27 protein-coding genes, 1 tRNA gene and 2 pseudogenes are annotated in these 21,107 nt (G+C 45.3%); 7 read left to right on the top strand and 23 right to left on the bottom strand.

The window, feature by feature from the left end:
• Positions 1-26: 26 nt before the first annotated feature.
• The 11 genes from deoC to ACW9JV_RS04835 form a co-directional block, all read right to left on the bottom strand.
• Entirely contained in the window at positions 27-677 is a 651-nt protein-coding gene (gene deoC / locus ACW9JV_RS04885; protein ID WP_457331918.1) for a deoxyribose-phosphate aldolase, read from the bottom strand.
• Positions 678-700: 23 nt separating this feature from the next.
• Positions 701-1,522, bottom strand: coding sequence for a purine-nucleoside phosphorylase (locus tag ACW9JV_RS04880; RefSeq protein ID WP_457331916.1), 822 nt, complete (start codon positions 1,520-1,522; stop codon positions 701-703).
• 7 nt (positions 1,523-1,529) lie between these two features.
• Positions 1,530-2,357, bottom strand: a complete 828-nt coding sequence (locus ACW9JV_RS04875; RefSeq protein WP_457331914.1) for a purine-nucleoside phosphorylase — start codon at positions 2,355-2,357, stop codon at positions 1,530-1,532.
• The gene (gene deoB, locus ACW9JV_RS04870) at positions 2,354-3,553 is read right to left on the bottom strand and encodes a phosphopentomutase (protein ID WP_457331912.1); all 1,200 of its coding nucleotides are present in this window, start codon (positions 3,551-3,553) and stop codon (positions 2,354-2,356) included. Before deoB ends, ACW9JV_RS04875 begins: the two co-directional genes overlap by 4 nt.
• 16 nt (positions 3,554-3,569) lie before the next feature.
• On the bottom strand, positions 3,570-3,737 hold the full coding sequence (locus ACW9JV_RS04865; RefSeq protein WP_457331910.1) for a XapX domain-containing protein: 168 nt from the start codon (positions 3,735-3,737) through the stop codon (positions 3,570-3,572).
• A gap of 78 nt (positions 3,738-3,815) precedes the next feature.
• On the bottom strand, positions 3,816-5,117 hold the full coding sequence (locus ACW9JV_RS04860) for a pyrimidine-nucleoside phosphorylase (protein WP_457331908.1): 1,302 nt from the start codon (positions 5,115-5,117) through the stop codon (positions 3,816-3,818).
• A 103-nt stretch (positions 5,118-5,220) separates the two neighbouring features.
• Positions 5,221-7,401, bottom strand: a complete 2,181-nt coding sequence (locus ACW9JV_RS04855; protein ID WP_457331906.1) for a bifunctional 2',3'-cyclic-nucleotide 2'-phosphodiesterase/3'-nucleotidase — start codon at positions 7,399-7,401, stop codon at positions 5,221-5,223.
• Positions 7,402-7,449: 48 nt separating this feature from the next.
• Positions 7,450-8,670 carry a NupC/NupG family nucleoside CNT transporter gene (locus ACW9JV_RS04850; RefSeq protein WP_457331904.1) on the bottom strand — a complete coding sequence of 407 codons (1,221 nt, stop codon included), beginning with the start codon at positions 8,668-8,670 and terminating at the stop codon, positions 7,450-7,452.
• Positions 8,671-9,128: 458 nt separating this feature from the next.
• Entirely contained in the window at positions 9,129-9,854 is a 726-nt protein-coding gene (locus ACW9JV_RS04845; protein ID WP_457331902.1) for a GntR family transcriptional regulator, read from the bottom strand.
• 87 nt (positions 9,855-9,941) lie between these two features.
• Entirely contained in the window at positions 9,942-10,637 is a 696-nt protein-coding gene (locus ACW9JV_RS04840; RefSeq protein WP_457331900.1) for a DUF4396 domain-containing protein, read from the bottom strand.
• Positions 10,638-11,163: 526 nt separating this feature from the next.
• Positions 11,164-12,003: an isocitrate lyase/PEP mutase family protein gene (locus ACW9JV_RS04835; RefSeq protein ID WP_457331898.1), complete on the bottom strand. Its 840-nt coding sequence runs from the start codon at positions 12,001-12,003 to the stop codon at positions 11,164-11,166.
• 116 nt (positions 12,004-12,119) lie between these two features.
• Here ACW9JV_RS04835 and ACW9JV_RS04830 point away from each other — a divergent pair.
• The 3 genes and pseudogenes from ACW9JV_RS04830 to ACW9JV_RS04820 all read left to right on the top strand — a co-directional run.
• Positions 12,120-12,236, top strand: a pseudogene (locus tag ACW9JV_RS04830) (transcriptional regulator); the annotation flags it as partial.
• 953 nt (positions 12,237-13,189) lie between these two features.
• Positions 13,190-13,378, top strand: a complete 189-nt coding sequence (locus tag ACW9JV_RS04825; RefSeq protein WP_457331896.1) for a type II toxin-antitoxin system HicA family toxin — start codon at positions 13,190-13,192, stop codon at positions 13,376-13,378.
• A gap of 29 nt (positions 13,379-13,407) precedes the next feature.
• The gene (locus ACW9JV_RS04820; RefSeq protein WP_457331894.1) at positions 13,408-13,896 is read left to right on the top strand and encodes a type II toxin-antitoxin system HicB family antitoxin; all 489 of its coding nucleotides are present in this window, start codon (positions 13,408-13,410) and stop codon (positions 13,894-13,896) included.
• 446 nt (positions 13,897-14,342) lie between these two features.
• Here the strand turns inward: ACW9JV_RS04820 and ACW9JV_RS04815 are convergent.
• Positions 14,343-14,477, bottom strand: a pseudogene (locus ACW9JV_RS04815) (site-specific DNA-methyltransferase); the annotation flags it as partial.
• A gap of 246 nt (positions 14,478-14,723) precedes the next feature.
• Between ACW9JV_RS04815 and ACW9JV_RS04810 the strand changes: the two are divergent.
• The 3 genes from ACW9JV_RS04810 to ACW9JV_RS04800 all read left to right on the top strand — a co-directional run bounded on the left by ACW9JV_RS04810 (position 14,724) and on the right by ACW9JV_RS04800 (position 16,627).
• Entirely contained in the window at positions 14,724-15,080 is a 357-nt protein-coding gene (locus ACW9JV_RS04810) for a DUF2512 family protein (protein ID WP_457331892.1), read from the top strand.
• Between the two features lie 125 nt (positions 15,081-15,205).
• A complete protein-coding gene (locus ACW9JV_RS04805; protein WP_457331890.1) occupies positions 15,206-15,331 on the top strand; it encodes a YjcZ family sporulation protein in 126 nt (41 codons plus the stop codon).
• Between the two features lie 627 nt (positions 15,332-15,958).
• Entirely contained in the window at positions 15,959-16,627 is a 669-nt protein-coding gene (locus ACW9JV_RS04800; protein ID WP_457331888.1) for an SOS response-associated peptidase, read from the top strand.
• 129 nt (positions 16,628-16,756) lie between these two features.
• Here ACW9JV_RS04800 and ACW9JV_RS04795 read toward each other — a convergent pair whose 3' ends face one another.
• The 7 genes from ACW9JV_RS04795 to ACW9JV_RS04765 all read right to left on the bottom strand — a co-directional run bounded on the left by ACW9JV_RS04795 (position 16,757) and on the right by ACW9JV_RS04765 (position 19,181).
• On the bottom strand, positions 16,757-17,023 hold the full coding sequence (locus tag ACW9JV_RS04795) for an atypical membrane-integrating protein (Mistic protein) (protein ID WP_457331886.1): 267 nt from the start codon (positions 17,021-17,023) through the stop codon (positions 16,757-16,759).
• A gap of 73 nt (positions 17,024-17,096) precedes the next feature.
• Entirely contained in the window at positions 17,097-17,246 is a 150-nt protein-coding gene (locus ACW9JV_RS04790) for a hypothetical protein (protein WP_457334754.1), read from the bottom strand.
• Between the two features lie 158 nt (positions 17,247-17,404).
• Entirely contained in the window at positions 17,405-17,647 is a 243-nt protein-coding gene (locus ACW9JV_RS04785; protein WP_457331884.1) for a hypothetical protein, read from the bottom strand.
• A gap of 192 nt (positions 17,648-17,839) precedes the next feature.
• The gene (locus tag ACW9JV_RS04780; protein ID WP_457334579.1) at positions 17,840-18,007 is read right to left on the bottom strand and encodes a phage holin; all 168 of its coding nucleotides are present in this window, start codon (positions 18,005-18,007) and stop codon (positions 17,840-17,842) included.
• A gap of 94 nt (positions 18,008-18,101) precedes the next feature.
• Positions 18,102-18,494: a hypothetical protein gene (locus ACW9JV_RS04775; RefSeq protein WP_457331882.1), complete on the bottom strand. Its 393-nt coding sequence runs from the start codon at positions 18,492-18,494 to the stop codon at positions 18,102-18,104.
• On the bottom strand, positions 18,488-18,871 hold the full coding sequence (locus ACW9JV_RS04770) for a DUF4376 domain-containing protein (protein WP_457331880.1): 384 nt from the start codon (positions 18,869-18,871) through the stop codon (positions 18,488-18,490). The genes ACW9JV_RS04775 and ACW9JV_RS04770 overlap by 7 nt, the downstream gene beginning before the upstream one ends.
• Positions 18,872-18,950: 79 nt before the next feature.
• Complete coding sequence (locus ACW9JV_RS04765; protein WP_457331878.1) at positions 18,951-19,181, bottom strand: hypothetical protein; 231 nt, start codon at positions 19,179-19,181, stop codon at positions 18,951-18,953.
• 367 nt (positions 19,182-19,548) lie between these two features.
• Between ACW9JV_RS04765 and ACW9JV_RS04760 the strand changes: the two genes are divergently transcribed.
• Positions 19,549-19,743, top strand: a complete 195-nt coding sequence (locus tag ACW9JV_RS04760; protein WP_457331876.1) for a hypothetical protein — start codon at positions 19,549-19,551, stop codon at positions 19,741-19,743.
• 438 nt (positions 19,744-20,181) lie between these two features.
• Here the strand turns inward: ACW9JV_RS04760 and ACW9JV_RS04755 are convergent, their stop codons facing one another.
• The 4 genes from ACW9JV_RS04755 to ACW9JV_RS04740 form a co-directional block, all read right to left on the bottom strand.
• The gene (locus ACW9JV_RS04755) at positions 20,182-20,454 is read right to left on the bottom strand and encodes a type II toxin-antitoxin system death-on-curing family toxin (protein WP_457331874.1); all 273 of its coding nucleotides are present in this window, start codon (positions 20,452-20,454) and stop codon (positions 20,182-20,184) included.
• Positions 20,451-20,600, bottom strand: a complete 150-nt coding sequence (locus tag ACW9JV_RS04750; RefSeq protein ID WP_457331872.1) for a hypothetical protein — start codon at positions 20,598-20,600, stop codon at positions 20,451-20,453. The genes ACW9JV_RS04755 and ACW9JV_RS04750 overlap by 4 nt, the downstream gene beginning before the upstream one ends.
• Before the next feature lie 208 nt (positions 20,601-20,808).
• Positions 20,809-20,884, bottom strand: a tRNA-Ala gene (locus ACW9JV_RS04745).
• A 51-nt stretch (positions 20,885-20,935) separates the two neighbouring features.
• Positions 20,936-21,097: a hypothetical protein gene (locus ACW9JV_RS04740; RefSeq protein WP_457331870.1), complete on the bottom strand. Its 162-nt coding sequence runs from the start codon at positions 21,095-21,097 to the stop codon at positions 20,936-20,938.
• Between the last annotated feature and the right edge of the window lie 10 nt (positions 21,098-21,107).

Raw genomic sequence — 21,107 nt, 5'->3', positions numbered from 1 at the left:
TATGCTGTGGACAGCTCTATTTCTCCTTATTCTTTTACAATCGATACACTGGCGCTGGCACCGATCCGGTCGGCGCCGGCTGCGATCATGGCATCCGCTGTTTCGCGGTCCCGGATGCCTCCCGACGCCTTAACGCCGATATCCGGACCAACCACCTCGCGCATCAGGGCAATGTCGGCCGTTTCCGCTCCGCCGCCGGCAAACCCGGTTGATGTCTTCACAAAATTCGCTCCGGCATTCACCGCCAGCCTGCAGGCGGTTTTCTTTTCATCTTCGGTCAACAACGCTGTTTCGAGAATCACTTTCACGAGTGCTTTTCCTTCCGCCTCTGTCACTACAGCCCGGATGTCGTTTTCCACCGCCGTCTCTTCCCCGTCTTTCAAAAGACCGATGGGAAGTACCATATCAACTTCTTCGGCGCCTTTTTTAACCGCATCCTTCGTTTCAAACGTTTTCGTTTCGGTTGTGCTGGCTCCAAGAGGAAAACCGATGACGGTGCATACTTTCACATCCGAACCCTGGAGCAGGCGGTAAGACTCTGTCACATGGACCGGGAGGACACAAACGGAATAGAATCCAAAATCCCGGGCTTCGGCGCAGAGCGTTTGAATCTGTTTTCCGCTCGTTTCCGGTTTTAACTGTGTATGGTCAATCATTTGTGCCAACTCTGTCTGCATGGCTCATCTCTTCCTTCCATGTATTATAGGGACGCAGCGATCGTCTGAACAAGGTTTTTGAATATTGGTTTCGTCCGGGCCGCCACCGCGACGACATCGTCGTGCGTCAACGGCTCCAGCTCTTCCCCGATGGCCATGTCCGTAATGCAGGAGAGACCAAGTACCTTCATTCCCATCTGATTAGCCGCAATCACTTCCGGTACGGTGGACATGCCGACTGCATCAGCGCCGCAATGGCGAAGCATCTTCAGTTCTGCCGGCGTCATGTACGTCGGACCTGTAATACCGGCATATACCCCGTGCTGCACGTTGATATCAAGTTCCGCTGCTTTTTCATCCGCCACCGAACGCAGGTCGGGAGAATAGGCCCGGCTCATATCAGGAAAACGCGGCCCCATGTCCGGATCATTGGGACCGATCAAAGGATTGTCCCCTGTCATGTTTAGATGATCGTCAATCACCATAATATCTCCCGGTGCAAAGGACGGATTCATTCCGCCACAGGCATTAGTAATAAGAAGTGTCTCCACGCCGAGACCCTTCATCACCCGGACCGGAAACGTGACATCCTGCATGGAATGCCCTTCATAGTAATGGAATCTCCCTTTCATGGCTGCTACCGTTTTTCCCTGCCATGTTCCAACGACCAGCGTACCGGCATGACCTTCCACGGTAGACTCCGGAAAATGCGGAATGTCTTCATAATCGACCACGACCGGATTTTCAATATGATCTGCCAGTTCTCCGAGACCAGAACCTAAAATAAGTCCGAGCTCCGGCTTTACATCTATCTTCTGCTCGAGCGCTGCTACGGCTTCTTTCTGCTTTGCTCCTATGTTTTTCATTTTTTTGTCAGTCTCCTTTCTCTATTCGTTTTACCCATTCCCTGATCAATGACAAAAACTCCTCGCGCACCTTCTCGGTCGTTTCGATCACTTCCTCGTGCGAGAGAGGCTGGTCGAGAATGCCTGCTGCCATATTGGAAATACACGAAATCCCTGCCGTTTCCATTCCCGCATGACGGGCTGCGATCACTTCGGGTACGGTGGACATCCCCACCGCATCTCCTCCGAGAAACTGAAGCATCCTCACTTCCGCCGGCGTTTCATAGGACGGACCGCTGTTCCAGACATAGACGCCTTCGCGGAGATGGATCCCCAGCTCCGCCGCAGCATTCCCCGCTTCTTTCCGAAGCCTGTGGGAATAGGCAGCAGACATATCCGGAAAACGGACCCCGAGCTCCGGGTTATTTTTGCCGCGCAGGGGATTGGACCCGGCGTGATTGATATGATCCGTAATCAGCATGAGATCCCCCGGGTTCAGGGACGGATCCACCCCACCGGCGGCATTGGTAACAATCAGCTTGTCGATCCCCAGTTCTTTCATTACCCGTACAGGAAACGTAACGTCCTGCACGTCCCATCCTTCATAATAGTGAAAACGTCCCTGCATGGCGAGGACCGGCACGCCATGCAGTTCTCCAATAACGAGCTGTCCTTTGTGGCCTTCCACCGTGGACACTGGAAAATGAGGAATCTCCCCATACGGAATCGTGACCGCATCAGTTATTTCATCAGCCAGCACGCCGAGGCCGGACCCCAGAATCAACCCTGTCCTGGGCTGCACCTTCTGCCGGGCTTTTACGGCGCCTGCTGCTTCCTGGATGGATGTTAGATTCATCGTTGTCCCCCCTGCTGCTGCACGTCTTTCAGGAAACTTTCTCCAAACGACGGCATCCTGATCTGGAAGTTTTCCGCTACGGTAGCTCCTACATCGGCAAACGTGTCACGGAGCGGAAGGGCAAGTCCTTGATTCACAGACGGGTGATGGACGAGCAGCGGCACATATTCTCTCGTATGATCCGAGCCGTGATGCACCGGATCATTGCCGTGATCGGCCGTGATAATGAGCAGATCGTCCTCCTGCAGCTTCTCCAGCACTTCCGGAAGCCGTTCATCAAAAGCTTCCAGTGCTTCCCCGTAACCATCCGGATCACGGCGATGGCCGTATTTCGCGTCAAAATCGACCAGATTCAGAAAACTTAATCCTGTAAAATCTATTTCCATCGTTTCCAGCAGCTTATCCATTCCGTCCATATTGGAAGTCGTCCGCAGGGAGGTCGTTACCCCTTCTCCGTCATAAATGTCCGTTATTTTTCCGATGGCTGTCACTTCTAATCCTGAGTCTTTCAGTTCGTTCATGACGGTCCGGCCGAACGGTTTCAATGCATAATCATGGCGGTTCGGGGTCCGTTCAAAGGAGCCCGGTTCTCCGGTAAAGGGCCTTGCAATCACGCGGCCGACCATATACTTTTCATCTTTTGTCAGCTCACGGGCGGTTTCACAAATCCGATACAATTCTTCAACGGGAATAACATCCTCATGTGCTGCGATCTGCAGAACCGAATCGGCGGATGTATAAACAATCAAATCCCCCGTATGCAGATGGTGTTCTCCCAGCTCATCGAGAATATCGGTTCCGGATGCCGGTTTATTGCCAACAATGTTCCGCCCGGAGGCTTCCTTAAGTGCGGTCATTAATTCGTCCGGAAAGCCGTCGGGAAACGTCCGGAACGGCGCATCAATCCGAAGCCCCATCAATTCCCAATGCCCGGTCATTGTATCCTTGCCGGCGGAAGCTTCCTGCATTTTTGTAAAATGGGCAAGCGGCACCTCTGCTTCTTCTATGCCCGGGAGGTTCCTGATATTGCTCAACCCGAGCCTTCCCATATTCGGCATCTGCAGGGATCCGCGATGTCCGGCAATATGGCCGAGTGTATCCGCTTTTTCATCCCCGTACTGTGCTGCGTCCGGAGATGCACCGATCCCGACAGAATCCATAACGATTAAAAAGATACGTTTAAATGAAGTATTCATCTATTATTCCCCTTTCTTATGCCAGCGTTTTATAGAACCAATCCACGATGACTCCGCCGAAGTATACACCTGCAACCCCTATCACCCCGGCAAGAACCGGAGGAGCCGGGAGCGGAAGACGCAGAAATTTGAACACAATACCGATAATCATACCGGCAACGAGACTTAACATTAGTTCTTTCACTTTTTCCCTCCTATTTGTAGGACGTCCAACCTCTTGTTCTGAAAAGAAAGGGCCGTCCATGACGGACCCTCTTCTCCCTTAATGAATCACATCATACAACAACTGAGGTGGTTTAGTCTGCTGTGCTTCTATCGTATAGGATGACATGATTTTCGCTTCAGCTTCTTCGGTATTTCCGGTGCTGGAGTGCATAACGGCGAGGACCTCTCCTTTCTGCACCGGATCCCCGATTTTCTTGTGCAGCATGATGCCGGCGGCCAGGTCAATCGAGGACTCTTTTGTCGTACGTCCGGCCCCAAGCATGCTGGCGGCCGTTCCGATGTCATCTGCTGCGATGGAAGCAACATACCCGTTTTCCGCTGCCGTTACTTCCTTTTTATAGGGAGCGTCCGGAAGCTTTTCCGGGTCATCTACTACAGAGGGATCTCCTCCTTGCCCTGCTATAAAGGTTTTCATTGTTTCAAGGGCTCTTCCGGATCGCACAGCTTCACGCAGACGTTCTTCGGCTTCTTCCGTCGTATCCGTCAGACCGGCTGCCACTACCATATGACTGCCAAGAACCAGGCACAGCTCAAAGATGTCATCCGGACCTTCTCCTTTTAACGTTTCAATGGCCTCTTTCACTTCAAGCGCATTGCCGACCGCGTAACCGAGCGGCTGATTCATATCCGATATGACAGCTGTCGTATGCCTGCCGGCGCCATTCCCGATATCGACCATCGCTTTGGCAAGCTCCCGGGCTTCCTCCGTTTCTTTCATGAAGGCGCCCGTTCCTGTTTTCACGTCCAGCACGACAGCGTCTGCGCCTGATGCCAGCTTCTTACTCATAATGGAACTTGCGATAAGCGGGATCGAATCCACCGTCGCGGTCACATCACGGAGGCCGTACAGTTTTTTGTCGGCCGGGGTTAAATTGCCGCTCTGACCTGTGACAGCCGCTTTGTTTTCATTTACGAGACGGTTGAACGTGTCTCCGTCCAGTTCGACATCAAAGCCGTCGATGGCTTCCAGCTTATCAATCGTTCCGCCGGTATGCCCGAGGCCGCGCCCGGACATTTTCGCCACCGGTACTCCGACGGAGGCAGCGAGTGGCGCCAGGATCAGAGTTGTGGTATCCCCTACCCCGCCTGTGCTGTGTTTATCCACTTTGACACCTTCAATACCGGAAAGATCCACCTGATCCCCGGAGGCTGCCATGGCCTGCGTTATATGCACCCGTTCATCCGTTGTCATCCCCTGAAAGAATACCGCCATCGCAAACGCTGACATCTGATAATCCGGGATTTCTTCTGCTGTATACTGTTCTATCATTTCATTAATGTCTGTTTTCGTTAATTCGCCGCCGTTCCGTTTTTTCTCAATCAGATCGACCATGCGCATCTAAAACACCCTTTTCCATATCATTCAATCTCCTGGATTGCTGTAATCCTTATCAGATCCATTTCACCTGCTGCGTTCATCACGTAACGCAGTAGGAAAAAAGTTATTCAGGGATTTTTATCTTCTGTCCGATCTGAAGGTAATCCGGGTTATCCAGATCGTTGTATTCAGCCAGCTCCGACCAGTCCACTCCATGCTGCTCCCCTATCGCAAAAAGGGTGTCTCCCGGTTTTACGGTATAGACTTCTGTATCCGGCAGAGCGTCTTTTGGCTCATCCTCTGATGGCCCATTATTATTTCCACTCTTTCCTTCAAGTTCAATGCTGTATTCGGCAAAGCCTGAATTGAGCTCTTCTTCGTACGAAATATTTTCCATCGTATCAACGTATTGTCTTCCTTCCGGTGACGATTCAAAAACAACACTTGCCTCCCCTTCTACTGGAGAAAAGGACCAGTTATTGTCCGCCGAAGGATTAATGGTACCCTGCTCTTTAATATAGTCAATTACAATCTGCCGGTTCTCATCCGGAGACTCAATGACAGTATTTTCTCCGTTCAATCCCGGGAAGTTTCCAGTAGCTCTGTAATTGTTTGTAGCTACGAGGAAATGATCATCTTCGGTTACCGGTTCCCCCTCGTATGTCAGGTCAACAATACGCTCCGTGTTTTCGTTGATGAGATTCCCGTCGGCATCATAACGCGGTTCTTCTGTTACATCGATCTTATATTCCACACCATCGATCACATCAAAGTTATAGGAACGAAAATCCATATTAATCAGCTGCTGCTTTTCGGAGCTGGCAGAGTCAATCGTGTTGAATTGACCAGCTGACATTTCCAGCCATTCCTTTACCTGCTTTCCATCAAGATACACAGCCTGAAGTGTATTATCGTACAAATACAGATTTGCTGCATCCTGAATGGCAAGTTCACCAGCCGGTATGTCTGTGTAATCACTCGGATCCCCCCGTGACCCTGCTTTAAATGGTGCGCCGGCTGACAAAACCGGTGTACCGTCATATTCTGTCCCCTGAATATATTGTTCAAGGTACCATTTCTGTGCATTCGTCACAATCTGGATCGATGGATCATCAGCAACCTGCGCAAAATAGCTGTGCATCGGTGCTGTCGTTTCTCCTATGGTATCGCGGACATAATCAAGCGTATTTTCATGTTCTTCTTCAATTAACTGATACAGCTCATTATCACGTTCAACTTCTTCTGTTACCTGCCTGGTTTCACTGGTGCCGTCCACGACTTCCCAATCTCCTTCGACCTGCTCCAGCGTCAAATCGATAATGCCTAACCTTTCTCCCCATTTCCCGGGCATCACAGAAGGTGTTCCGTTAATCGTACCCTTATCTACATTGGTCCACTCGTAATCCTGAAAGTCTTCGCCGGGAAATACAGCATGATCGTGACCAAACATGACAGCATCTATTCCGTCGACCGTCGTTAACTTCGATGTAGCATTTTCTTTAAAGGTTTCGTCTTCCATGGTGCCAAAGCCGGAGTGAGGAACAGCAGCGATAACATCAGCACCTTCTTCTTTCATCTCAGGAACAAATTTCTCCGCCGTTTTTACGATATCCTCTGTGACCACTTCGCCGGTTAGATGGGATGTATCCCAATCCATAATCTGAGGCGGAACAAATCCGATCACACCAACTTTCACGGTATGTTCTTCATCGGCTTCATCCGTCACCGTTCGATCAAGAATCACATATGGATCATACCGGTTGGCACCTGCTTCCCCATTACCGTTATCCTCATAAACATTGGCGTTGACATAAGGGAATTCCGCTCCATCCAGCACCTGTTTTTGATAGTCAAGACCGTAATTAAAATCATGGTTTCCCAGGTTTCCGACATCATACTCTATGTCGTTCATGATCTTATAAGCAGGATGCGTTTCCCCTTGGGTCAGCGGATCCACTTCAGCCACGTATTCGCCCAGTGGATTTCCCTGAATCAGATCGCCGTTATCAAACAACATCGAATTTGAAACTTCATTTCGTGCTTCTTTAATAAGTTCAGCCGTTTTCACAAGACCGTAATCTTCCGTTTGTTCATCCGTGTAATAATTATAATTAGCAAGATGCATATGAATGTCTGTCGTCTCCATCAACCGAAGCTGCACCGTGGAATCGCTCCCGTTTTCAGCCCCAGCCGAACCATGGAACATTAATCCAGCTCCGGACGCTGCCAAAATACCTGCTGCTGCTATCTTCGAGAGAATTGAACACCTACAATGGACTCCAGCTGCCAAAGATTCATTGTTCATGTTTTTTCCCCCTTATTGTCATATAAAACACCATGAAATTCTAATTATCTAGACAAACATTCCTGCAATCGCAGCACTCAACATCGAAGCGAGGGCTCCGGCGATGACCGCACGTACACCGAGTTGTGCGATTTCGGAGCGTCGTTCAGGCGCAAGACTGCCGATTCCGCCAAGAAGGATCGCCAGAGAACTGATGTTGGCAAATCCACACAGCGAAAATGTAATGACCGTTATCGCTTTGTCCGAAAGATTCCCAGCTTCAATCTCCGGGGCAAAATTGGCATACGCCACAAATTCATTCAAAACCAGCTTCTGGCCAACAAACGATCCGGCACGAACAGCTTCTTCCCATGGTACGCCGACCATGAAAGCAATTGGTGCGAAAATAAATCCGAGAATCTTTTCAAGCGTCAATCCTTCTGCGCCAAACCAGGCACCCACTCCTCCGATAATGCCGTTTACCATCGCAATCAGGGCAATAAAAGCAAGAAGCATGGCACCGACGTTTAAAGCCAGCCGCAGACCTGTCGATGCCCCGTTTGCAGCTGCATCAATAATATTCTGGGATTCTGAATCTTTTTCCAGTTTGATATGGTCTGTCGTTTCAGAAACCTCTGTTTCCGGCATAATCATCTTTGCCATGATCAAACCGGCCGGAGCAGCCATAAAGCTTGCCGCAAGCAGAAAATTCAACGGTATACCAAGTGCGGCATATCCGAACAGAACCGAACCTGCCACGGACGCAAGTCCTCCGGTCATAACGGCAAACAGTTCAGATTTCGTCATATTGGAGAGAAACGGTTTCACAACAAGTGGCGCTTCGGTCTGCCCTACGAAAATGTTAGCAGCCGCCGACATCGATTCCGCTTTACTCGTTCCAAGAATGTAAGAAAGAAATCCACCGATAATCTTAATAAACCATTGCATAATGCCAATATAATATAATATCGCAATCAAGGAAGAGAAGAAAATAATGACCGGAAGCGTCTGCAGCGCGAATACATTTTCTACACTTTCAACAGCGAGCAGATCCCCGAATAAAAAGTCGATACCTTCACCGGTATAACCGATAATGTTGGAAACATATTCAGTGAACCATTCCAGCCCCTTCCTGCCTAAGTCCCACTGCAGGACGATAAAAGCAAAGGTGAGCTGTATTGCCAGTCCCCCAAGGATCGTCCTCGGCCGGATGGATTTTTTTCTGGCTGATACAAGAAATGCAAGAAGCAAAACAAAGACAATCCCCATCAATCCCCATAGAAAATTCATTATGAAACCTCCCGATTTATGTTTGGTAAGCGTTTTCTAAAAACAAATAAAAAATAACCCTTTGTCGTTAGACGTCCAACCTCTGTAATCAAAAAAGAAACCCCTTTCAATATGTGGTGACAACCTCCCATCTTTCGTGTTGATGTGTATATTATAAAGGTTAGACGTCCAACAACACAAGTCTTTTTTTTAAGAAGCGCTTAGTTGACTTGTCTCCTGCCCGCCTTCGAACCGGGGTCATTTGAAGGCGAATGCTTCTCTTCCCATACTTACGTTTTAACTGTCCTGTGTATGATAAACGTCGCTATGATCTGTTCTATGTTACGTTTGGCCGGATTCCACCGGTCAAAAACTGTCTTATGAACGGTTTATACTTACGTTTTCGGTATTCTTCCACCACTTTTTGGCCGTATGATAAGAAAAGCGCAAAACCTTCACTCAAAACAAAAAGACAGCTCCTAAAGCTGTCTTCTTCGAAATACATTAAAACTAATCTGATCGGATTTAAAAAAGTTAATCGAGTATAGCACGGGCTCATCCGCCATATCATAATGGACCTGTTTCAATACGAGGAGCGGCGAACCATTTTCACACTGCAGCATCGTGCTGATTTCTTCATGATAGCCCATCGTTTCAATATTGGCTTTGGCGTAGCTGATAGTCACGCCGGCCTTTTTCTCCAGCGAGAGCAGCATCGATTCTTCCTCCAGGTTGTAATCCTCTTCAAGCAGCCCCGCTGGAATCTTGTCCACACAGTAGACAAGCGGATCGTCATCTGCGGTCCGGATCCGTTTTATCAGATACACCTGCTCGTCTTCATTGAGTGTAAGCTCTTTTTTATCATCACCATGCGGCTCAGCGAATCCGGTAAATAAAATATCCGTTCCCGGTGTTTTTCCTTCGCGTTCAATCATATCGGTAATGCTGAACAACTCTTCAATACCGCCTGAAAACACCGGCTTTTTGTTCACAAACGTGCCGATCCCGTGTTTGCGCACCATAATGTGCTCTTCTTCGAGGATCCGCAGCGCTTCACGGAGCGTGTTCCGGGAGACATGCAGCTGTTTCGCGTACTCATTTTCCGATGGCAGGCGTTCCCCGGGTTCCAGCTCCCCGTTTCTGATTTTCTCTTTTATTTCTTCAATAACCGTGACATAGCGGGGGTGTTGAAATTGATTTGTCATGATAAGCCTCCAGCATTCTTCTATCTATTATAGTATCAGACAACTTCAACACCCGTCTATCAGATATCGGCGCGCATCGATACATCCTTACATCGCATGCTTAACTCCCTTATTCACGAGCAGCCAGTTTGCCGGATAACTGGTGAGAAAGCCGAGCATCATCGCGATCTGCATCATGAACCAGAACACCGCGCCGCTTGGCTGCGGCGGCTGGGCGAACAGAAGGTAATGAGCCACGGCCATCCAGCCGAACATACCGACTTCAAAAGCAATCAGGGACCACGTATCCGCTTTGACCGCGTCTTTCAGTTTTTGTCTTCCACTTCCTCCCCCGTGAGCCCCCATTCCGTAATACTGAAACGCGATACCGAAAATATAGGCCAGCACAAATTCCACCCCGTATTCTGCAAACAAGGTGCTTCCTGCAATGGTCAGGCCTGTGAAAACAACGATCGGCACCCCGATCATATCTCCGAGGGAACAGCCGGCGCTGCAATGGGTGGTGGATACAAATACACTCTGCCAGAACGGCTTGTTCTGATGTTCGTGATGGGCATGGTGATGATGGTGTTCGTGCTGATGACCATGAGCATGGTTATTCTGCCCCAGTTTCCAATACGCCCATACGCCGGCAACTGGAAAATATAGTCCGGTGAGCGGCCACACAACGTTCATAATCGGCATCATCTCTTGTGGTTTCTTTAAGACATCTATCGTTATATAACCAGCCTGCAGTACTCCCAGCATGATAAAAAACCAGGATATAATTTCGAGGGTACTCATATGCAAGACTCCTTCGCTTCCTTTTTTTGAAACATCGTTTACACTAAGGAAAACTTCCGTCTGTATAATACCCGCCTTTGCTTTAAAAATAACAATGAAAAAGGAATACTGATTAACAGAATGGTTTCACGATCATTTCCAATACTCCGCTCCCGATCCTGTTCTGGTGTGTCAAAAGCAAGAATCACCATCGTTACAGATAGGTCCAGCGGCACGCCTGTTGATTACCCAAATATAGGAAGCGTTTCGTTGGGCTCCGCCTTTCTTGCCCGCTTTTCGCGGGCGTCGCCTCAGCTACTGGGAAAATCACCCGGTGATCTTCGGCTGACGCTTCTCCCGCTGGAGTCGGGCAAACGGCTCCGTCCAACGAAAAAGAAAGGGGAATAAATGCTTTGATCACAGATGCCCCCCTCCTAATAGATCCCTTTTCCATTCCTTTATATGGTAAATCAACAGGCGTGGTCCGGCGGCATATAAATGTAAGTGCAAATGTTCTATTGATGTTGTTTTACATTGGTTCGAGTGTTTATTTTACCAGGTCAGCTACTTTTGTGTAGGACATAACGTCATTCGTCATATGATGAAAAGTTTGTTGATCCATGATCTCTTCACTAAGGGTTTTCAGCAACGTTACGGTTGCTCTAAAAGGAGCTGATCCACAACTAAGCCTTTCAATGCCAATGCTTGATAACTCAGTCAAAGAAGGCATCTCGGGCCCGGCCAATAGGTTAATGGGAGAAGAAATTTCTTCTCTGAGATGCTGGATGCTTTCCAAATCTGTTAAACCGGGAACGAAAATACAATCTGCTCCAGCTTCCTCAAACTCTTTTGCACGCTTCACCGTTTCTTGAAATCGCGTCGATGCATCTCCAACATTGAGCCAATATGTATCTGTGCGTGCATTTATAAACAATGAGGGGTCCACAGCAGTATTCGAGAGTTCTTTGATAGCTGCAATCTTTTCTTTTTGAAAGGAAAGATCATATAGAGGCTGAACGGGATTTCCTGTACCATCTTCAATGTTTATCCCTACTACTCCAGCTGCTATCATTTTTTTCACCGTTTCTACAACCTCTTTAACGGTTTCTCCATATCCTGCTTCAATGTCTGCGCTCACGGGGACATTCACAGAACTTGTAATTGACTTAATGACTTCAATCATCTTTTCCAGTGGGATACTCTCTCCATCCTTATACCCCAATGACGCAGCTATGCCGGCACTTGTTGTTCCTATCGCTTTAAATCCATTTTCTTCAAACATCTTCGCACTTATGACATCCCAGGCATTTGCAAGAACAAAGCAGGATGACCGCCGATGTAGGTGATGAAAATCGTAAGCCTTCAACGATTGGTTTTTTTGGCTCATAAGAAAAACCCCATTTCATGTGTTGGATTTGGAACTCACTATTGATCTATGTAATTGTAACCTACAAGCATTTCAACTATTATCGAAATATGGAATACAGAAGGAGATAAATGCCAATGAATGTATATCCAAATGTTGCCGAAGTTGCTGCTCTCCTTAGTGAACCGTCAAGAGCAGCGATTTTGACCAGTTTAATGGATGGACGTTTTCATACAGCTGGTGAATTAGCCTATAAGGAATGCAGACGATTCTGCAGCTTTTTTATGTGGCTTCCTTCACTTTTTTCCCTTCCATCCTTAAGTTGATAATCGTCGATATGTGTATTAAACAATTTTTAATTACACACAATAAAAATCCAGAAATTAAACTTCCTAAACAGTAAAGGAGGCATTACATTGAACCAAAAACTGAACACAATTATTTGGCTGCTTATAGGCAGCTCATTGCTCTCCTCCATTTTTAGTATCATAATGCTAATACTTACAATAAGACACGACCGGAATGTAACTGGCGGAAGCTTTAGGTAGTTTCTAAAACATTTTAGTGATTCGCATTTTCCGTCGTACTCGCGCTAAACGGCAGCCAGCAGCACTTCAAAGACAGCCTCCAATACATCCACGATAATGCTGTTGCCGGCCGGCTTGGCTTTGCTGTATAACGTTGCATTCAAAAAAACAGAGACCTCTTACCATTAAAATAACGCCGGGCCGAGGAAGTCCCTCAAACCGGCGTCATTGGCGCAATTATGTATGGTGGAGCATATCGGACTCAAACCGATGACCTCTTGGCTGCCAGCCAATTTTGCTTCATTCAGCCCTTTTCACACCCATTCATTCGTCAAACTGCAAACGTGAATATATCAGTTAATTCTCGATAAGTTCATACAGCCATTCATTGTTGTTTGGCGGGTATGTTACCACTTAAGTCATCTTTTATAATTTAATACCACATAAAATTGGTCATGTAATACAAAATACTATGTTAAAGACAGCGAGAATAGAGTTTTTAAATAGTTCTTGCTTTCCTTAGTCCATCGAATATAATTAAGCTACGGTATGGGGAAGTGAAGCATTGAGAGTTTATATAGCAGGCCGTCGGTTGACGGTCTGTTTTTTATCAAAAATATTTACACGTATTATAATACGTTTAATAATATAATTAACAAAGAAGGGAGGGGAAAGCCAATGTGAAAAGTTATTCTTCAAAAGAAATCTTAAAAATACTTGAGGACGATGGTTGGTACATAACAAATATTAAAGGCAGTCACCATCAGCTTAAGCATCCTACGAAGCCCGGGAAAGTGACGCTACCACACCCCAAAAAACAATTACCAACCGGAACAGTGAAAAGCATCTTCAAACAGGCGGGGCTTTAAGCCTATCCCACTTAGGAGGTTTTATATAGATGAGTTATCCTGATCGCTACACATTTCTTGCGTTTTTTGAATATGAAGATGATCAAGTGGGTGTTCGTTTCCCAGACTTACCTGGTTGTATTACAGTTGCCGATCAAGAAGTAGAAGCTGTTGATATGGCCAAGGAGGCTTTAGCACTGCACTTGTATGGCATGGAGCAGGATGGTGATGAGATTCCAAATCCAAGTTCCCCGAGAGATGCTAAACCAGAGGATACGGAATATGCCGTTTTTATAGATGTCTGGATGCCGCCATTTAGAAGTGATATGCAGCAGCGGTCTGTTAAAAAAACCCTAACCCTTCCTGCTTGGTTGGATGATATTGCAAAAGAGCATAAAATTAATTACTCGCAATTGCTTCAAGATGCATTGAAAGAGCATATCGGGGTTCACAGGCCGTCAATTTCTTCGCATAATCAAGATGATTCAAACCGTGTGTTTGTCCCCGCAGACCAATCTAAGAAGGGTTCAAAATCATAAACACACTATGTTTTTATGTAGAAGCAGGGGCAAAAAAGCCCCTGCTTTTTTTATATGCTCGGATCCTTCTGCTGCTTCGATTCGTAGTCGCCTTCCGTTGGATGTTCTTCCTTTTTGTCCGGATTCACAAAAGCCGCAGTCAAACCAGCTGCAGCCATAATAATCGTTTCTACCCCTTCACGGACTGCCGATTCATTCGTTTCTCTGATTGATCGCTAGAAATCGTTTCATTATTGCTATCTTACTTTTTTTGTTCGCTTTCCTTAATTTCTGATTATAAGTGAAGAACTAGATCATTGGGTTGGTATAGACTATATCCCATTCTCTTTATTTTTATTTTCATCCTTTTTAATATGGGAGAGTATTTATTGCAAAAGCTTTAGATGAAAATGAATAGAGAACATAGTCCCCTTATTTCTTACTATCGAGGAAAGAGGGTTACAGAAAGAAGTGAATGGCTGACTTGCTGTTAGAACAATGGCTCCGTGATCTTTAATTACTCGTTTGTATTGCTCCCATAATTGATCGAACGGGAGAATTTCATGATAATGTCTAACGGATCCATCCGGTATTTGCCTCATCCCCTCAATGCATTCCTTTTGTTTGTATTGTCATATCTTTTCTCCCTTCCGCATGATAGAATGAAAACCAGAAGGGAACGATTGTTCCTTTATTGTGTTTAGACCCTTTTGAAAGGGTCTCCTTTAGTTGATAGTCGAAATATGAATTAAATCAGTGGTACTGACAAACTTCGATCTTTCTAATTCAGCATTGTTATATTACTCACTTCGATGGGCATGTTAAGCACTAAAAGGAGGCTCACAATATTGACTGGGTTAATTATTAAAATCTTTGTTTGTCCAATTACTGTTGTCATCTCGTCTTTCATTTTTCCAAACGTGAACTACGAAAATTTATGGCAACCAATTATTGTAGGGCTCATTCTCGCTGTTAGTGCTCATGTTATGGAAGTGTTTATATTGAAAGAGGGAACATTCTGGCTCAGTACCATTGCTGATTTTATTGCGGCATCGGCGATCGTATATATTGTTTCATTATTTTTTGATACAGCTGCGGTTTCTTTCTTTGGAGCTCTGCTAACCGGCTTATTATTGACAATCACAGAGATTGCACAGCACAACTGGCTTATTAAAAACGGAAAAACAGAGAAGTCCCCAACTTAAGACCACCTCAAAGCTTTTTTTAAAAGCATCTTTGCAAAACATCCAACCATACCTGGGCAATTGCTCACACAAACCAGTGCTGCTTCGTCATAAATTGTGACTAGTGACAATAAGGAGGTGAAGTTATGAGCGCAGGTTATGGTTATGGGTCTGGATTTGCGTTGATCGTTGTCCTGTTTATCCTGTTAATCATTGTTGGTTCATCTGGTTTCTTTGGTGGAAAAGGTGGTTACGGTGATTACGGATACTAAGAAGCATATCCCTATTCTTTTTCCTAAAGGGCGGACCTAATGTCCGTCCTTTAGGACCTTTTGAACATGGGTCTTTTTTTCACATAATCCGTCGTACTCGCGCTAAACGGCAGCAGTAGTTTCCTTCGTCAGCAGCACTTCAAAGACAGCCTCCAATACATCCACGACAATGCTGTTGCCGGCCGGCTTTACTGTATGACGTTGCATTCAAAAAAACAGAGACCTCTTACCATAAAAATAACGCCGGAACGGGGAAGTCCCTCAAACCGGCGTCATTGGCGTAATTATGTATGGTGGAGCATATCGGGACCCGCACCGATGACCTCTTGGCTTGCGGCCAATTTTGCTTCATTCAGCCCCTTTCACACCCATTCATTCGTCAATCTGCATACGTGAATATCTCGGTTAATTCTCGATAAGTTCATACAGCCATTCATTGTTGTTTGCCGGGTATGTTACCACTTAAGTCATCTTTTATAATTTAATACCACATAAAATTGGTCATGTAATACAAAATACTATATTAAAGACAGCGAGAACGACTTGCATTATGTTCCGTTTGATCAGATTACAGACATTCAGAAAAGTATATAATGGAAGAAATTGATCTTGATCGGAGGAATATGCATGTGCGGACGTTTCACCTTAAGTGTGGACCTGGAGACACTGCAGGATCAATTCGATATCGATGAAACAACCATTGAGGATTACGATGTAAGCTACAATATCGCCCCGTCTCAGGACATACTTGCTGTCATTAATGATGGAGAAAATAACCGTTTGGGAAAATTGCGGTGGGGTCTCATTCCTTTTTGGGCGAAGGATAAGAACATCGGTTATAAAATGATCAATGCTCGTGCTGAAACCGTTGCTGAAAAAGGCAGTTTCAAACACGCATTGAAAAAACGCCGCTGTATCATACCGGCCGACTCTTTCTATGAATGGCAGAAGGTTGATGGGAAAAAGCAGCCGTATCGCATTTACTTAAAGGATCAAGACGTATTTGGATTCGCCGGATTGTGGGAAAAATGGAAAGATGAAAACGATCAGGACATATTCAGTTGCACGATCATTACGACACAGGCGAATGATTTTATGTCAGAGATCCATGACCGGATGCCGGTTATCCTCCCGAAAGAGCATCAACAACAATGGATGGATCCGACTAACCAAGATCCTGATGATGTTCAGCAGTTACTGCAACCGATTGATTCTAATGCAATGGATGCTCACCAGGTATCAACAGACGTGAACAGTCCACGTAACGACTATAAAGAACTCGTTAACCCTCTATAGAGTTTTTAAATAGTTCTTGCTTTCCTCGGTCCATCGAATATAATTAAGCTACGGGATGGGAATGGGGAAGTGAAGCATTAAGGGTTTATATAGCAGGCCGTCGGCTGACGGTCAGTTTTTTCTTATGTATCATTCATCCTCTTCCTCTAATTCTACTTTCTCCAGATCCAACCAAGAAAGCATTTCCCCTACTACTGTATTTACTTTTTCATCTACAACATTGCTGCCATATTTCTTTTTGGCTTTATTGATATTTTCAATGACATCCTCATGAAAACTTATTAATGGGTCATCATCTTCGATTTCATTAAACAATTCGATCATTTCATTATTTCCTTCTGAAATTTTATCGATCGCTTCACTGTATTTATTAAAATCCACTTTATTCGCTTTCATTATAATCACCTAGTAAAAGCTTTCCCTGTTTTTTTATTTGTATGAAGAGCAAGGGGCAGAGCCCCTGCTCTTTTTAATTCAGGTCTTCATACATCCGCATCATAACAGTAGACATCTGTTTCCGCGTAATCGGCTTCCGCGGATCCTTTCCATTGAGAAAACCTTTCTTCTGTGCCCATTCCCATGCTTCTTTGTGACTTTCATTCGGTTGCTGTTGTTCCATATCTTTAATTACCTCCTTTAATTTTTCAAAGGTGTTTGGTCCGGCGATACCGTCCACAGATAATCCGTGTCGTGCCTGGAACACTTTGACTGCATCGAATGTTTCGTTACCGTAGTCACCGTCTGCTCCGTACCTGGGCAACTATTTACCGGCATCCATCAGGTCTTCTTGTAGCTGCTCACCTCACTGCTAGCATCACCTTTCTGCAGCAGGTTGTCGTCTGTGACGGCCGCAATCCCTTCTCCATTCATTTCTCGTTTCACGTCTTTTATGAATAATTGCCAGAACGACACGCCGTTCTGATTGAGCGCATTCCCCGGATCCGTTTTCCTTTCAGGGTCTAAGGCGGAATGCCCTGTGATATCTTTTTCTGGATCCCATCCATGCGAGTGCCGTCCCATGTCGCCGATCTCCCTTTCGCTCTCTCTTCCAGCTTGTTAACTTTCCCTTTTACAGCATCAATTTCTTTTCTGGCTTCTCCCACTTCTTCACGAAGACCATTATATTTTTTTATCGCTGATCGAGTTTGCTCCATTTCAACGCGCAAATCACGAAAGTTATCTTTCAGCTGCCGAGAAGTTGTTGTTTTTCCATCAAGCTGCAACTGCAGTGACAGCCGAGAACACAAAGGAAACGAACATTTCTACGTTCTGCTCGTCAATCGGAAGGGGCGAGTGGCCAAACAGAGCCAACCCCTGGTTGATGAATGCGGCGGCCATGAGTACGGTGCGTGTGACGGTTCCTGCTTCTAGTTTTTTCAGTTTTTAGATCATGTGGATCACTCTTTTTTAAATTAAAAAGAGCCTCCGCTTGGAGACTCCTTTTGGATATAACGATAGCGCGCTTATAAGCCCGCTATCGTTTTTTCAGGTATTTATATTGTTCGTTTGGCGTTTTTCCTTTTAACTTACTATCATGGGCTGCTTCAGCGATGAGTTCACTACAAATCATTTGGCTTGGATTGTTCCAGGGTTTATCACCAAACTTAACTCCATACCAAATAAATTTAAGCACATCATAGCGCTTTTCAACGTGTTTAATGGCCTTGTTTATATCTCCCTTTACTTCTACTACTTCGAAGTCATTAAGATCAAAATGACGAATCTGTACACCCTGCGGAAACCGAGAATCAAGGATATGGTAGTCGTCTATTTTAATCGCATTGTGGCTCCATTTTCCGTCGGTGAATCGTTGGATCAGACGCGATAGCAATGAAGTATTACGGGAAAATATAACTTCCATCACCATGTCACAGCCTCGATTTCCTCTTTCGTTGTCGCACGATCCAGTTTATGATTTTCTGAAGCAGTGATGACCGAGAAAAACTGTTCAGGTGTAAAAGAAACAACACCGTTATTTAACTTTTTCCATCGAACTTCTTCCGGCAGCGTTTCTCCTTGATTCTTTTTCTGTACAAGACGGAGGTTCATTTGCGTCAGATTGTTTTGGTCATGCTCCTTCATGCCAAGCGTATATTCCGTGTTACCGATTGTAATGGAAAATCCGGCATGAATAGCAGCTGTACACTGTTCCTTTAATTCCCGTATTTTACGGGAAGAAGCAGAAGATAGCTCCTGCTCCTGTTGTTCTGTAGCTGAAACAAAACTATTCGATAAGTTCGCCATCTTCGTTTACCTCCTTCCAGTCTCCCCCGGTAAAGCTACCTTCTTGGAACGGAATATAATATTTCAACTCGATGTACCATTATCCATCAGATTTTTCAGCAGAGTGAATGGGGTTTTCATCCAAGTTCTTTAGCTGAATATCGTTAACATTGATTTTTCCATCTTCGTCAGAATCGATCTGGGTGAAGTCAAATACTTCTTCTATATTATCTTCCCCGGTTCCTTCTGTAACGGTGATGATTCCCGCAGGGTCGTAGTCGTAAGAAAGCTGAATAAAGTCCCTGGTAAGAATGAAATGCTTAATATTCACTTACATCCTTCCTTTCCAATATCCTATTACCCCTAACCCGACAAGTGCTCCTGCTTTTCGTTAATGAAATTATTCCAGTTTGTTTCGTCTTGACTGGAAGCAAGTTCCCCTCGTTCTGATCCCAAGAGAATCCGCTTTGGAATGGGCGGATACGACGGTTATGGATATTAGGAGGCACATCTCTATTCATTCTCCTTTTTATAGAGCGGACTAATGTCCGTCCTAATACTTTTGGATGCAATTTCTTTTTACACATAATCCGTCCTGGAATCATCGTTATCTGCCTTAATTTATTTGATGACTGTTAACTTGATAATGGGTTTGTTAATATTAAAAAGTGAACTTACTAAATTCTGGGAGGTTTATCATGAACAAGGTAACTTCAGCTAACATAGCTCTTTTCAGTAGCATTTTACTGGTCATTGGTCCCTCAATAACACTTCTCACTAACGATGTCCCAGGAAATATTGTTTTTGTTCAGTACATACTCTTATTCAGTGGAGTTTTAGGTGTCATCGGTAATGCTGCAGCCATTAAAAAGCACAGAAAAGATGCTGAGTGAAGCTTACTCTTTGATTCACATAATCCGTCTTACTCGCGCTAAACAGCAGCAGTAGTTTCCTTCGTCAGCAGCACCTCTCCAATATATCCACGACAATGCTGCTGACGGCCGGCTTTGCTGTATGACGTTGCATTCAAAAAAACAGAGACCTTTTACCATAAAAATAACGCCGGGCCGAGGAAGTCCCTCAAACCGGCGTCATTGGTGTAATTATGTATGGTGGAGCATATCGGGACCCGCACCGATGACCTCCTGGCTGGCAGCCAAGCGCTCTTCCATAGTTCATTGCACTGCCCTAAAGCTCGTTCTTATATATGTTTTTCAGCATTTTGTTCCAACCAATCCGCAAGTTCATGCAATGTGAATGTTCGAACGGCTGCACCTATACAAACTTCATATAATTCTTCGTCACTAATGATTAAAGAATATCCATTTAGTTCAAGTTAGTTCAAGAAACACAGCAGCAGTGAGGTAAGCAGTTCTTTTGTTTCCATCACTAAAATACTGATGAGTGGCAAAGCCTTCTAAATACACGGCGGATTTTAAAAATAATCCGGGATACAGTTCTTGGCCAAAGCTGAACATAAAAGGCTTTTCAGCCATGTATTCAATCATCCCCGGTTCATTTTCTCCCTGCACTCCTCCGTATCTATCAAGAGCGAGTTGATGAAGTTGTCTTATATCTCCGGAATCTATGGACTCAACACTCAATTCTTACTTACCTTTTTTAATCCTTCCTCGTTCCTGTCTGCTACTTTCTTTCCTACCTTTTGTATAAGTTCTTTTCTATCTGCTTTTTTTAATTCTTTTAATTCTTTTTCCGTGGTTACCATGTTCGAATGTTCTCCTTTATCCATATTACCGCCTCCTGAAACATTGTAATAACAGGATGGGTTCCATGTGTATAGAATAAACAGCTTTTAAGCTAATTTTATTTTCTTCATTATAACATATTTTTAATCAACGCCCACCGTGATTCATCCAGCTGCGTTTAAGCACCCTAATCATAAAAATAACGCCGGGCCGAGGTTATCCTCAAACCGGCGTCATTGGCGTAATTATGTATGGTGGAGCATATCGGGCTCGAACCGATGACCTCTTGGCTGCCAGCCAAGCGCTCTCCCGACTGAGCTAATGCCCCGTATCAAAACGACAATTTTTATTATAAGCAGGTTTGCACCGCCTGTCAATACTATAAAAGTTCGAAAATTCCCCATCCTGCCCCGCCGACGACGCCGACAAGAAAAGATTCCGCGATTTTTTCTTTGCGCCATTGTTTTTCCCGGGCGTAATCAAAAATAAGCCAGCCGATAAAAACGGCCAGGCCGAAACTGATCGATTCCAGCAGTATCATGGAAGAACCT

The organism is Salibacterium sp. K-3, assembly GCF_054052005.1.
This window is presented reverse-complemented; position numbering and strand designations above follow the sequence as displayed.

What these genes read in the sequence shown, in the direction of transcription:
- deoC (WP_457331918.1), bottom strand. Translation starts at nt 677, where the DNA reads ATGCAGACAGAGTTGGCACAAATGATTGACCATACACAGTTAAAACCG.
- ACW9JV_RS04880 (WP_457331916.1), bottom strand. Translation starts at nt 1,522, where the DNA reads ATGAAAAACATAGGAGCAAAGCAGAAAGAAGCCGTAGCAGCGCTCGAG.
- ACW9JV_RS04875 (WP_457331914.1), bottom strand. Translation starts at nt 2,357, where the DNA reads ATGAATCTAACATCCATCCAGGAAGCAGCAGGCGCCGTAAAAGCCCGG.
- deoB (WP_457331912.1), bottom strand. Translation starts at nt 3,553, where the DNA reads ATGAATACTTCATTTAAACGTATCTTTTTAATCGTTATGGATTCTGTC.
- ACW9JV_RS04860 (WP_457331908.1), bottom strand. Translation starts at nt 5,117, where the DNA reads ATGCGCATGGTCGATCTGATTGAGAAAAAACGGAACGGCGGCGAATTA.
- ACW9JV_RS04855 (WP_457331906.1), bottom strand. Translation starts at nt 7,401, where the DNA reads ATGAACAATGAATCTTTGGCAGCTGGAGTCCATTGTAGGTGTTCAATT.
- ACW9JV_RS04850 (WP_457331904.1), bottom strand. Translation starts at nt 8,670, where the DNA reads ATGAATTTTCTATGGGGATTGATGGGGATTGTCTTTGTTTTGCTTCTT.
- ACW9JV_RS04845 (WP_457331902.1), bottom strand. Translation starts at nt 9,854, where the DNA reads ATGACAAATCAATTTCAACACCCCCGCTATGTCACGGTTATTGAAGAA.
- ACW9JV_RS04840 (WP_457331900.1), bottom strand. Translation starts at nt 10,637, where the DNA reads ATGAGTACCCTCGAAATTATATCCTGGTTTTTTATCATGCTGGGAGTA.
- ACW9JV_RS04835 (WP_457331898.1), bottom strand. Translation starts at nt 12,003, where the DNA reads ATGAGCCAAAAAAACCAATCGTTGAAGGCTTACGATTTTCATCACCTA.
- ACW9JV_RS04820 (WP_457331894.1), top strand. Translation starts at nt 13,408, where the DNA reads ATGAGTTATCCTGATCGCTACACATTTCTTGCGTTTTTTGAATATGAA.
- ACW9JV_RS04805 (WP_457331890.1), top strand. Translation starts at nt 15,206, where the DNA reads ATGAGCGCAGGTTATGGTTATGGGTCTGGATTTGCGTTGATCGTTGTC.
- ACW9JV_RS04800 (WP_457331888.1), top strand. Translation starts at nt 15,959, where the DNA reads ATGTGCGGACGTTTCACCTTAAGTGTGGACCTGGAGACACTGCAGGAT.
- ACW9JV_RS04795 (WP_457331886.1), bottom strand. Translation starts at nt 17,023, where the DNA reads ATGAAAGCGAATAAAGTGGATTTTAATAAATACAGTGAAGCGATCGAT.
- ACW9JV_RS04790 (WP_457334754.1), bottom strand. Translation starts at nt 17,246, where the DNA reads ATGGAACAACAGCAACCGAATGAAAGTCACAAAGAAGCATGGGAATGG.
- ACW9JV_RS04785 (WP_457331884.1), bottom strand. Translation starts at nt 17,647, where the DNA reads ATGGGACGGCACTCGCATGGATGGGATCCAGAAAAAGATATCACAGGG.
- ACW9JV_RS04775 (WP_457331882.1), bottom strand. Translation starts at nt 18,494, where the DNA reads ATGGTGATGGAAGTTATATTTTCCCGTAATACTTCATTGCTATCGCGT.
- ACW9JV_RS04770 (WP_457331880.1), bottom strand. Translation starts at nt 18,871, where the DNA reads ATGGCGAACTTATCGAATAGTTTTGTTTCAGCTACAGAACAACAGGAG.
- ACW9JV_RS04760 (WP_457331876.1), top strand. Translation starts at nt 19,549, where the DNA reads ATGAACAAGGTAACTTCAGCTAACATAGCTCTTTTCAGTAGCATTTTA.
- ACW9JV_RS04750 (WP_457331872.1), bottom strand. Translation starts at nt 20,600, where the DNA reads ATGGATAAAGGAGAACATTCGAACATGGTAACCACGGAAAAAGAATTA.
- ACW9JV_RS04740 (WP_457331870.1), bottom strand. Translation starts at nt 21,097, where the DNA reads ATGATACTGCTGGAATCGATCAGTTTCGGCCTGGCCGTTTTTATCGGC.